Genomic DNA, 12730 nt, shown 5'->3' with positions numbered 1-12730 from the left:
TAACAATTTGTAATCGTTTTGGCAGAATGGTTTTCGGTAAATTATGTTTACAATCATTAACACATAAACCTATATCACATGATACTCGCAGGTAAGATAAAATTCACCGGCAGGTTTGGCGATCTGATCAGCTACAAACGCAACGGAAAATATTGTCTGCGCAGCGTACCGGAGCACGTAACACAAACGGATGCTACCCGCAAAGCAGCGAAGCGTTTCGGAGAAGCCAGCCATACAGGTAAATTGATCAGGCATGCTCTTGCGCCATACCTGTATGGAAAGAAAGATCAGCAGCACGTTAACCGTCTCAATAAAAGATTAATTGAATCAGGAGTGGAAGGGCTCAGAGGTTATCGCTTCAATCAGAAAAGGAATGTGTCGGAGTTCTTATATTTCCCAACCTTCGGGGACGATAATATACTTCGAATCCTAAACATCATAGAGCCACGGCATATGCGGGTGACTCATATGGAATACAAACTCATTGCCATGAGACTGGATACCGTAACGGGAGAAGTGCTTCAGTTACTTGAACGATCTTACACCCACAAGTTTGTTAGTTGGGCTGAAAACTTTAAACCTGTTGAACTGGATGCCAACCTTCCGGGCAAGGGTACACTGATTGTAGTGCTGCAGGCAAATCCATACCAGGGAAAATATCCGTTGTACGATAAACGATTTCATGCTACAGAGATCATCAAAGTAGAAGTGCCGGCAACAAAAACTATTTCCGGAAAGCAACGGAGAAAGCAACAGAAAAAATTACAGACAAAACAACAACTGGCACAGCATTGGCAGCATTTTACAGATGAGGGTCTGCAGCAGGTGGCATCTGAAATTATAGCAGGAACAGGCAACTCCGAAAACTGCAATAATCGTTTGAAAGAACAACGGGAATAGCATAGAATCTTTACGAAGCTGGCCTGAAAAATATCAGTACAGATTTTATTGACCAACCGATTCGATTTCTCTCTCCGAAGCAAGCCTTCGCGGATGCTTATTTTCCTGATCCTCGTTTTTCATCCTTTTCCATTCCAATTTACTTCTTCATGTATTCTCAATTATTATCAAACTCAGTCAAACAGCTGCTGTATGCTTCCGGCAGCAGCAAATTCACGTTTTCGAACAGTAAATTTCACTTCGGCAGATCAGGAGCAGATCGCTTCCAGATCAAGTCCACGTTAACTGCACTATAATCTGCTATTTACTTTGAGTGTACCCTCTGTTTACCTGCTGTGTGCTTCATCTTCTGTACGTATTGTATCCGTGGTTTACTTATGGTTTGTCCGTGTCCTGACCGTGGTAAAGGTATATCAGCCTCGTGGTGAGAAGCTGGCAGGCACAAAAATAAGCCACCCGGCAATGCGGGCGGCTCCCTGTTTTTTTTAGTAGCAGCTCCCCGAAGCTGCTATGTGGTCCTTTCCTTGAATTGCAAATATGAGGGTCGATGGTGTAGGGGCGAACATCGGGTTATTCAGTGGCGGCTTTGAGTTATTAAACGGTAAAACCTCTCCCGGATACAATACTCAAAGGTTCGGTTATTGTACTCTCGACTCATATTTGAATGTGTAGGTAAACCTGTCGTTGGTGTTTGGGCGTAATTCAGCTTTTTCAAGAAGGCCGGATCTGTTATACGTGCTTACAAAGTTGTTGGCTTGCCCGTTGATATAAATACTGTTTATTTCCATCGTGCTCCCATAATAGAGCTCCAGCAGGTTTTCCTGCACCGGAAGAAAATGCCCCAGCTGTAAAGGGAAATCACTGAATATCCCTTTACCTGTTCCGTATCCTACCTTGAAAACATTGGTGATGCCGGTACCGGTTCTGTCGATAATATTGCCCTGCTCCGAAAAGTTGAAACTAACTTTGGCGCCCGTACCCGTCACTACCTGTGTACAGGATTTACCCGACGGATCCCATATGATCTGTACTTCAGTAATGCTGCCTGATGAATAAAGTGAGTATGAACCAAGCCGCTGGTTCTTGTAATTGAAGTCGTATTCATACCGGCGGGTTGAAATGTCTGATGATACGATGGCTTTGCTGACAGTTCCCTCCTGCGAATATTCGTAGGAGATTGTTGTGATGCTGTTATTCTTTTGCATGCTGATCTCCGAAAGTTGGTTCCGATTATTGTAGCGGTAGGAGATTTTTGCATAAACATCATTCGCTGAACCCTCGGTAAGAATGGCGAATACAGGAACATAGGTTTTCGCCGAATTATCGGAATTGCTTTTGCTACAGGAAAGGAATGCAGCAATAAATAACAGGAGGAACAGGTAAGTTGTTTTTATGGCTTTCATCGCTGATTGTTTTCAATCTCAAATTTCCTTTGCTTCCTGCCCGGAAAAAGCATCATTTATTGGTTGATGCCTGCCGGTTATTGAACGGGGAATCCTGTTGATTATGTGGAGAGATCTAAGTTTAGAAAAAGCCGGCCCGAAAAGTTATTTTGAGCCGGCTTCTGACTTTTCAATACTTGTTCTTCGATATATTCAGCGGCCCTGTTTACTTCACTAAAACATTCGTAGTTACTTTCTGTCCGTTACTCAGCACAAGCGTAATGATGTATATTCCGCCTGCCGCAGGCGCCTGCAACTTCGTTACCGGGGTCACTGTTGTGAAATGCAATCGGTTTGGGATTTACTTTACATATTGCCGTGGTAAAATATTTCGCTGCTGCACCGGTACTGGTGAGTTCGATATTGTACGAATAAGTGTCTGCTGCTGTGCCTGCTTTCAACCTGTAATAAATGGGAGTGCTGGAGAGATTGCCAGGCGCTCCCACCATAAGCTGGCTGCTGAAATTGCTATTGTCGTAACTCAGCTCAAATGCAGGAGGGGCCTTGATCTCAACAGGTGCAGCAAGATTGGTTGCTGATAATGAAAGTGAAGCAGAAGCCGAAGCAGCCGGATAGGTAGTGTTCAATACATTGGGCAATCCGGATACCATAATAAGCGGACTTCTACTGACAGTGAATGTATTGGTACAATACTCCATCGATAAAAACATCCACCTAGTAACTTGTTCAGCAGTTCCGCTGAGCATCGGAAGACCTGTTGTTTCAATAGAGCCATTGGTGAAATCATGAAAAACTGTTTAATTCAACAATACATTGGTTGATCATTGTGAACATTTGCCAATTCTATCATGATACAAGGGTGGGTGGTAAATGCAATAGAAACTCGAACAACGTCAGGGTAGTGGATAAGCAAATATTACGATGTGGCACAAGTCACGCAAGTGCATCCATGGAATCTATGTTCTTTCCTCCGGTGGAAACAGTGCATTGAAATGGCCGACAGTTTTTAGAAAGTAAGCTATTTATGCATAAAACTGTCCAATTTGCTATATTCTATGTTAAAATAGCTTAATTTATGATGCGTTTAAGTTCATAGATTCGCCCCGCTATAGATAACCAGAAACTAATATTTCAATGAACAAAAACGCATCTTACCCGATTCTCTTTTTCCTGCTTTTTATCGGATCATTTCAAACGATTCTTGCTCAAACAACTTATTATGTATCTCCATCCGGAAATGATAAGAACACAGGAACTTTCAATTCACCGTTTCAATCATTGCAGCACGCGGCAGATAAAGCCGCAGCCGCCAAAGGATCAACAACAATCCTGCTGAGAGGCGGAACTTACTACCTCGATAAAACTATTGTGATCGATGCTGCCGGTTTTCTTCCTTCGTCCCTTACCATTGCTGCTTACGAAAAAGAAACTGTGAATGTAAGTGCAGGTAAAAAATTAACGCTTAACTGGAAGCCTTATGAGAAAGGCATCTACCAGGCAACCATTCCTGCCGGAATGAGTTTTGAAAGATTGTATGTAAACAATCAATTGCAGCACATGGCACGCTATCCCAACTATGATTCTGCTGCCAGATTCTTTCACGGTACAGCTGCCGATGCTGTTGCTCCCAATAAAGTATCGCAATGGAAACAGCCAACAGGTGGATATGTGCACGCACTGCATGGGTATGAGTGGGGCGGTTTTCATTATCGCATTACCGGTGTTAATGCCGATCGTAGTCTGAAACTCGAAGGTGGATGGCAGAACAACCGCCCAATGGCCATGCATCAGGAACATCGTTTTGTGGAGAATATCTTTGAAGAACTGGATGCTCCGGGTGAGTGGTTCCTCGATCGTTCAAAGAACATCCTGTACTGCTATCCTCCACAGGGTGTTGATCTCAATGCAGCCCGGATCGAAGTGTCCAACCTGCTCAACAGCATCGAACTGATCGGCAACGCTTCCAAACCTCTGAAGAATATTCAGATTTCAGCACTTAACTTCCAGCACAACGAACGCAGTTTCATGCACACCAGAGAACCGCTGGTACGCAGCGACTGGACCATCTACCGCGGCGGCGCCATCCTCATGAATGGCACAGAAAATTGCGTAGTGAAGAACTGCAGTTTTATCGGCATCGGCGGCAATGCCATCATGCTGAGCAACTACAATAAAAAGGATACTGTGATGGGCTGCCATATCGCCCATATCGGAGCGAATGCAGTAGCGCTTATCGGTGATCCAAAAGCATTGAGATCTCCATCATTCCGTTACGAAGATTTTATTCCGTACAACAAACTCGATAAAACTCCCGGACCACTCACCAACAACTATCCGCAGGAATGTGTTGTTACCGACAATCTCCTCCACGATCTCGGTCAACTGGAGAAACAGGCAACCGGCGTTCAGATCGAAATGGCGGAGTCGATTACCGTAAGTCATAACAGCATTTACAATACGCCACGTGCCGGACTGAATATCGGAGACGGCGCATTCGGAGGACATATTCTCGAATACAACGATGTTTTCAATACCGTACTCGAAACCGGCGATCACGGCGCTTTCAACTCATGGGGCCGCGACAGATTCTGGGCTCCCGACAGAGAGTATATGGATAGTCTGGTAGCAGCACATCCCGAACTGATCCTGCTCGATGCGCGTAAGCAAACCATCATCCGCAACAACCGCTTCCGTTGCGATCACGGATGGGATATCGATCTCGACGACGGATCATCCAACTACCATATCTACAACAATGTTTGTCTGAACGGCGGGCTTAAATTGAGGGAAGGATTTCATCGCACAGTAGAAAACAATATCATCATCAATAACACATTCCATCCGCATGTCTGGTTCCAGAACAGTGGCGATGTGTTCAGGCATAATATTGTGATGAAACCTTACGCACCCATTCGCGTCGATTACTGGGGTAAAGAAGTTGATTCTAATCTGCTGCCCGATAGCGCAGGAATCATAATGGCACAATCTGTGGGCACGGATAAAAACAGCGTTGTAGGACAGCCAATGTTCGTGGACGCAGAACATGGAAATTATACAGTGAAGCCTAATTCTCCTGCATTAAAAATCGGGTTTGCAAATTTTCCAATGGAGTTTGGTGTGAAGAGTCCTGCATTGCGAAAGCTTTCGCAACAGCCGGTAATCCCGGCACTGGATGGAATTACACCCATTTCAAAATCAACGGTGTTCTCCTTCCTTGGAGGAGAAATAAAATCCGTTGATGGATTAGGTGACAGGTCAGCATATGGGTTGCCAGATGAAGACGGTGTGATTGTAATTTCAGCAAAGCCTAATGGCCTGCTCTATGAATCTGGTTTCCGGGAAAAAGATGTGATCCGGAGTGCTGATGGTGTGCCCGTTAAACATGCAAAGATGTTTCAGGAAATCGTAAAGGATAGAGACTGGAAAGGTCTTTTCCCTGTGGTTATTATACGCAATCAGCAACAAATGTTGATTATTCTGAAGGCCAGATAAAACCTGGCTGTTTCTTCAAAATATAACAGAAAATGCTGGCGTCTCCTTTGGAGGTGCCGGCATTTTTCTTTAATCTGCGTTTTAATTATTTTCATGTATTCTTTTGTAACCTAAACCATCAAACATGAAACTCCGGTATTTCATTTTCCTGCTTCTTGTTATTTCTTCTGTCTCTGCATCTGCCCAGACATGGGGCGACAGCGCATTGAAAGAGGAGGCTGTGTTTACTTCCGCAGAAATTGCTCCCAAATTCAAGGGTGGGATGAAAGGGTTTTATCAATTCATTGCTGAGAATTTACAGCAGCCTGCTGAAAAGTTTTCAATCTTTTCAAACAGAACAGTCACTGTAAAAACCATTATCGATAAAGAAGGCAAGATTGCATTTGCAGAAATTGAAAAAGGTGTTAATGCTGCATATGATGAGGCAGCCATTGATTTGGTGAAGAAGATGCCTGTGTGGTCTCCGGCAAAGCAGAACGGAAGAGCGGTGTATTATTATCAGATGATTCCGGTGGTGTTTGTAGAGGGGTATTGATTTAGTTTCTGAATATTCCCGGAGGCGATTTATGCCGGATGGGTTTTTCGCATAAAGAGAATTTGTCAGAGCTTTTTAGAAAAGAAAAACAAAATGAGATACGAGAATTTATTACAGACAGTAGATAATTTTAATCGCTATATACTTTACATAAATTATAAATCGGGAGATGGTTTAGAACACAAGACCTTCGATAAGGTAAATCTGATTCATCCATATTGGATGTTTGGTGACAGTTCGGCAATAATCAAATAATGGTTAAGATAAAACACAATTCCTGATGTCAGTTTCAGATGAATTAAATGATAGAATGATCCTCTTTTTTGAGCAGGTCCCACATAAAAAATGGGCCTACTTCCATAAGAAACCGGAATTACTACACCGTTCTTACAATTATTATTGTCGTGAATATGATTTATTGGGGGAGGATAATTTATAAAGCAAGAATGCAAAAATTATACGGATTTGCATATTAAGTATATGCGGTGAGTTCAAATCTCAGGTTAGTTTTACATTATTATTGCCTTTCTGAGTTAATATTAATCAATCACCTAAGCATTCATGCCATGAATTATAAATTGGATTTTTATACTCAATACCATCAGTTTTATTTAAGGGACAAGGAAGGGGGTTTTAATACTGGTGACGTTGACTTTTGGACAGAAGAGGCTTTTCAATCTCGTTTAGCAATTGGAAATGGGGTGTTGGGGATAGGAATAGAATGCTACGGCCCTTTCGTTGGTGAGCTTTCAATATTGAAGGAAAAGTCGGCAGAGCTGGATTTAAGTCTTTATGATCATGTAGTTGAAGGCGGAATACAAATAAGGTCAGGTATTATTCAGGTAGTAGATTGTCCTAACTCTAATATTGAATTAGAAGTAAAAATTAATCCGGGATTCTATAGAGTGAGAGTATATTCAATGAATCTTGCCAGTGTTGAAGGTGATTCGGGGAATGATTCTTACAAAATAGAAATCTGGCCTGAAACGAATATGGAGTGCGTAGTGATCAAAAACTACGAAAGGCCTTGAAGGTGGTAGCTAAAAACTCAATTACAAACGATAGAATAACATAGATCATCAAGTAATGGCACTTAAGAAAATAAATGGAGTTTTTTATTTTATAGTATTTGTTTGCTTATGCTTGAATTTTATTGATGATGTATTTCATACTAGCCAATTTAAGTTCATTAGTACGACAGGATGCTGGAACTTTGCAAATTGGCTGTTTTTGATTTTTTTTGTTTTTTCTTGTATATCGTTATTTAGGCGAGAAATAATTTTTAAGTGTGTACCGTATGTTTTTTGCATACTATATATCCTAATGGGCATAACATCGTTTATTGTAAATTCCAAAGAAGACTGATAAAGGTTGCCTAAAGGCGTGGTGGGAAGAAGTACGATAAATCCTAAATCATGACGAATTTATTTAAGGCAGGCACTCTTCTGTTTCTTATTAATTCCAATTTGACAGGGGAATTCAACAGACATAAACAAATCTGTTCCGGGCTTTTCGCTGTGGATAGGACATGGCAACTTAGTATAAAATCTAACAACACATTTGCCTACAATATAACCACCATAAACACAAAATCTTCAAAAAGGGAGACCAGAGAAATTTTTGAGGGTAACTGGGAACTAAGAAATGATACACTTACATTAATGGAGAGTAAAAAGAAAATTTCATTTAGCTTTCTGATCGATAAGAATAAGATTATTCCAGTAAATCAAAAACCAGATACATTGGGTAGTTTCGTTATGAGTCTTGATTATCTGGAAAAAAGCGAATTGGCAAAATGAATTAAGTTTTACTTAAACTAAAATAAAATAAAGAACCGTAGCTAATACTACGGCTCTTTATTTCTAAGTTGTTTACAGATTATCAGTTTACAAATTCAATTCCACTCTCGCAAACACAAACCTGCCATTATAGCCAAATTGCGTTACTCTTCTGCTATACAAGAACTGCCCGTTCGTTGTATTCGCAATATTCGCCACTTTATCAGGATATACATCCAGCAGATTATTCGAACCAATACTCAACTTAATCGCTTTGTTGATTTTATATCCCAACGTCAGATCCGTTACAATCTTTCCCTCATACTCCTGCATGAATGCCTGATTATTCGTTGCCTCATCCACCGCTCCGAAATACACATTACGTAGGAACGCATTGAACTTGCCAATGCTGTAATTCAACGATAAATTCAGCTTCACGCGAGGCACTGTTTTCTCCAGATAAATTCTGCTGGTCTGACTAAAATAAATATTCTCTTTTCCTTTTAAACGCTCAGAAGATTTAATAGGACCAACCTGCTGCGTTTTTGTAAACGTCGATGCCAGATCTACTCTGAAATTACCTGCACCAACTTTGGTTCCGTATGTGAGTACTACATCCAGTCCTTTCGTTTCGGTATTGATGGCATTGGCGAAGAATGCCGCTGCACTGGCGTTTGCATTGCGCAACAAATCGTAGAGTATGCGATCATTCTCCGGAGCATCCGGGCGATTGCTTCCCTGAAACTGATCCGTATAAACAATCCGGTCGTTGATGCGTGTGAAATATCCATCTACAGTTGCAGTGAACTTGCCGAATGTGCCCGTGAATCCTGCACTTGCGGCCACTGATTTTTCCGGCTTCAGCTTAGGTATGCCCAGCAGTTGAGCTGGACGGCTATCATTCGTAAATGTTCCTACTTCATATGGTACTCCATCCACAAATAATGTACTGGTGTTGGAATAGAAACGCTGATGCAGCGACGGCGCCCTGAAACCTGTGCTCACAGATCCACGAAGGGAAGTGTTCTTGCTTAATTTGTATCTGGCAGTTAACTTTCCGTTTACTGTACTTCCGAAATCATTGTAGTTCTCGAATCGTCCTGCGATACCCATCAGAAACGCATCAGTAAAGTTCGCTTCGATATCTACATATCCTGCAATGGCGCTGCGAGTTGCATTCACGGCATTCTCCGGACGGAAGCCCGGAAACACCTGTGCACCGCCGGCTCTGGCCGTTCCATCAGGACCAAACCTTGTATTGATATTTCCCTGCGGATCGGGAACGAGAATGTCTTTGCCATCCTGCCCAACACCGATCTTGCGTGCACGGCCGTAATCTGTGTACGAGTTCACATCACCCGGAGTAAGCTGGTAGCGTTCAAAACGATGCTCTGCACCGAAACCAATATCAAGCCCTTCGAGTACATCGAATCTGCGGCTGAAATCCAGATTGGTAGTGTTTTGTGTGAAAGTGGGTCCACCGGCGTTGAAGCGGGTGGGAGAGGCTTTCTCCAGAGAAGCGTTGAGTGAATTCACCACACGGAAAATGAACTGGTTTTGTCCGTATGTGTTGCTGAGATCTGCTTTCCATTTGCCGAGATTGCCGCGGATGCCAAAGGCCAGCGACTTATCATAAATATCGGAATGGATCTCAGGAAGAAAACCAAGCGGATATATGTCGAGCACATTCCTCGAATCACCTGGCAGGCGATACACACCGGCTGCCTGTCCATTGCGGTACCCCAATCCACCGAAGAAATAAAACTCAGCTCCGTTGTCGAACGGAATAGATGAATTGAGGAAAAGTTGACCGCTGCGCAGGCGGCTCTGTCCTGCGCGCATATGAATATCGTCGCGGGTGATGTTATTCGCATTCAGGAAAGAATCGGTTTTGTCTGAACCATTCGGCGCTTTGTAAACCGTACCCACCCATGGTCCTGAACGATTGGTGTAATTCCGGTAGTCGTAGGATCCGCCGATATTGATGTAACCTCCACGCTCTCCTAACGGGATACCATAGTTGATGCCTGTCTGCACTGTTTGTCCATCGAGATTATCTTCGGCTTTGGAGCTTACATTTCCTCCGGCAGTAACGTTTACATTCAGTCTGTTTACGGAAGATTTCAGGATGATGTTGATCACGCCTGCAATGGCATCTGATCCATATTGGGCGGCGGCCCCATCGCGCAGAATTTCTATCCGGTCGATGCTCGATGTAGGGATGGAGTTCATGTCGGTTCCTACGGATCCTCTTCCGAATGTACCGTTCACATTCACGATGGCAGTGTTATGTCTGCGTTTGCCATTGATGAGCACCAGCACCTGATCCGGACCAAGTCCGCGCAGTGATGCGGGATCGATATGGTCTGTTCCGTCTGCTACGGTTTGAGTGCCCGAAGCAAAAGAAGGCGCGATGTAATTCAGCAATTGATTCACCGATACCTGTGGTGCATCGCCAATGATACGCTTGATATCGATCACATCCACCGGCACAGGCGTAGCGGTCTGTGAGCGAGGCAGGTTTCTGGAACCCAGTACCACTAAGGTGTTGAGCGTGGTGCCTGCTTCGAGTACAAAGTCGAGATTGGTAGTTTGTCCGGCTGTGATGGTCACCGGTTTTGTCTGAAGGGTGAAGCCTACAAAACTCGCGGCAACATCATACGTGCCGGGAGCGAGGCTGGTGTTGTAACGCCCGTCAGCATTGGTGTATCCGCCGCGGTTTATTTTCGCGATCTGAACAGTAGCTCCTGCAAGCGGAGATTTTCCATCTGTTACGGACACCTGTAAAGTTCCATTCTGAGCACGGACTGCAGCAACAAGAGAAAGCAGTAACAAAAAGCAGACTATGCGTCTGTAAGCGGGTAAAAAGCTTTGCATACGTTTAGTTTTAAGTCAATAAAAAATGCCAACCGTCAGGGAACGGATTGAGAGATGGTGCGTGAAATTGCACAACTGCGTGAAAGCAATAGTTGAAACGGGTACGCAGATGGCAGAAACAATCAGTCAGTGATGAGAGGGTGCAGGGGAAGAACTAATTTAAGCAATCAATAGTGAAATGTCAAGAAAACAAATGCAAAGTTGTGAAGATGAATCGCGTAATAATGGGTAAACAAAAGAAGAAGGCCACCTCACAATGAGATGGCCTTCAGATTCAACTTTCAACCGATACCATACATATTTACTTGTATCCACCACCTAAGCTTCTGTAGAGTTCTACTACAGTGCCGAGCTGGCTGCGCTGAATAGTGGCTACATTCAATTCTGCCTGGAGCGCAGTGGTCTGCGCCGTGATCACTTCAAGATAGTTTGCCATATCGCTCTTGAAAAGCAACTGAGCGTTCTGGATAGCTGTGCGAAGTGTGTCGCGTTGTGCAGCTGCTATCTCATGCTGTTCTTTCAGTTTTGTTGTACGAACCAGTGCATTCGCTACCTCTGTGCTTGCCTGCAATACCGATTTGCGGAAGTTCACTACAGCTTCTTCGCGTTGCAATTTGGCTGTTTCGAACTGCGTTTTCAGGTTGCGGCGTTGCAGCAGTGGCTGCACGATGGTTCCACCGGCGAGTCCGAAGAGTGAACCGGGGATATTCCACCAGTTACTTGCTTTGAAACTTTCGAGACCACCCGATGCCGTGATGTTCAGCATGGGATACATATTCGCCTGTGCCACACCTACGCGGGCATTGGCGGCCGTGAGTGCGAGTTCGTTTGCACGCACATCAGGTCTGCGGCTCACCATCGCTACCGGAAGGCCGGTAGGAAGCTGATCGCGCAGCTGCTGATCTTCGAGTTTGGTTCTGCTGGTGATCTTGCCGGGTTGTTGTCCGGTAAGCAGCTGCAGTGCATTTTCCTGCAATGCAATGCTCTCTTCGAGTTGCGGTATCAGCAGGGCAGTGGTCTGCTTCTGCGCTTCCGCCTGCTGTACTGCCAGCGTGGTAACCACACCACCATCGCGCAATGCACGGGTGGCGAGGAGAAAGCTGTCGTTCAGCAGCAGGTTGTTCTTTGTTACTTCCAGTTGTTTGTCGAGCATCAGCAGGTTGTAATATCCCTGCGCAATGTCGGCAATCAGCTGCGTCTGTACAGCCTTCACCGTTTCCTGCTGTTGCAGAAAAGTGGCGAGTGTGGCTTCTTTCTGACGTGCCAGGCGGCCCCAGATATCAGCTTCCCAGCTGAAGTTCAGGGCTGTCTGATAATTCTCTACGTAAGCCTTTTGAGCGAACAGTTTTACGCTCTGGCCATTCAAACTGTTGTCAGACGGACGGTTGATATTGGCTCCGATACTCAGGTTCACTTCAGGCAACTGAATCAGTTTGGCCTGTTTCACCTGCTGAGCAGCCACCTCCATACGTTTGATGGCTGCCTGCAGGTCGAAATTGTAACTGATACCCTTTGTAATCAGACCTTGCAACGCGGGGTCTGTAAAAAATTGCTTCCATTCAATATCCGCAATGCTGCTGGTATCTGCGTAGCTCACAGCAGAGTCGAATTGCTGCTGCATCCCCAGTTCCGGGCGTTCGTAGTTCTTGCCAACCCTGCAGGCCGAGAAGAGGCCCACAAGACTCGCTGCTACTGCAATGCGTTTATATGTGTTGGTGATCATGATTGTAATTGTTCAGTGATTA

Annotated in this window: 9 protein-coding genes; 5 read left to right on the top strand and 4 right to left on the bottom strand. The window is 44.2% G+C overall.

From position 1 onward, the window contains the following. The first annotated feature begins 78 nt into the window (after positions 1-78). Positions 79-900, top strand: coding sequence for a hypothetical protein (locus tag HHL16_RS12695; RefSeq protein WP_169425568.1), 822 nt, complete (start codon positions 79-81; stop codon positions 898-900). Between the two features lie 638 nt (positions 901-1538). Here HHL16_RS12695 and HHL16_RS12690 read toward each other — a convergent pair. Beyond that, positions 1539-2303 (bottom strand): hypothetical protein, encoded by a 765-nt coding sequence (locus tag HHL16_RS12690; protein ID WP_169425567.1) that lies wholly within the window; start codon positions 2301-2303, stop codon positions 1539-1541. A 242-nt stretch (positions 2304-2545) separates the two neighbouring features. Continuing rightward, entirely contained in the window at positions 2546-2953 is a 408-nt protein-coding gene (locus tag HHL16_RS12685) for a hypothetical protein (RefSeq protein ID WP_169425566.1), read from the bottom strand. A gap of 484 nt (positions 2954-3437) precedes the next feature. On the opposite strand from HHL16_RS12685, the gene HHL16_RS12680 reads away from it, so the two are divergent. The 4 genes from HHL16_RS12680 (at position 3438) to HHL16_RS12665 (ending at position 8129) form a co-directional block, all read left to right on the top strand. After that, positions 3438-5795, top strand: a complete 2358-nt coding sequence (locus HHL16_RS12680) for a PDZ domain-containing protein (RefSeq protein ID WP_169425565.1) — start codon at positions 3438-3440, stop codon at positions 5793-5795. 124 nt (positions 5796-5919) lie between these two features. Continuing rightward, positions 5920-6330: an energy transducer TonB gene (locus HHL16_RS12675; RefSeq protein ID WP_169425564.1), complete on the top strand. Its 411-nt coding sequence runs from the start codon at positions 5920-5922 to the stop codon at positions 6328-6330. A 566-nt stretch (positions 6331-6896) separates the two neighbouring features. Next, complete coding sequence (locus tag HHL16_RS12670; RefSeq protein ID WP_169425563.1) at positions 6897-7361, top strand: hypothetical protein; 465 nt, start codon at positions 6897-6899, stop codon at positions 7359-7361. A gap of 384 nt (positions 7362-7745) precedes the next feature. Further along, positions 7746-8129 (top strand): hypothetical protein, encoded by a 384-nt coding sequence (locus HHL16_RS12665; RefSeq protein WP_169425562.1) that lies wholly within the window; start codon positions 7746-7748, stop codon positions 8127-8129. Between the two features lie 87 nt (positions 8130-8216). Here HHL16_RS12665 and HHL16_RS12660 read toward each other — a convergent pair whose 3' ends face one another. Both HHL16_RS12660 and HHL16_RS12655 read right to left on the bottom strand, forming a co-directional pair. Continuing rightward, positions 8217-10985 carry a TonB-dependent receptor gene (locus HHL16_RS12660; protein WP_169425561.1) on the bottom strand — a complete coding sequence of 923 codons (2769 nt, stop codon included), beginning with the start codon at positions 10983-10985 and terminating at the stop codon, positions 8217-8219. A gap of 301 nt (positions 10986-11286) precedes the next feature. Next, positions 11287-12708: an efflux transporter outer membrane subunit gene (locus tag HHL16_RS12655; protein WP_169425560.1), complete on the bottom strand. Its 1422-nt coding sequence runs from the start codon at positions 12706-12708 to the stop codon at positions 11287-11289. Positions 12709-12730: the final 22 nt, after the last annotated feature.

This window comes from Pseudoflavitalea sp. G-6-1-2 (genome assembly GCF_012927185.1).
In the GTDB taxonomy this organism is placed as follows: domain Bacteria; phylum Bacteroidota; class Bacteroidia; order Chitinophagales; family Chitinophagaceae; genus Pseudobacter.
Note: the sequence above shows the minus strand (reverse complement) of the source record. Positions and strands in the feature narration are given on the sequence as shown.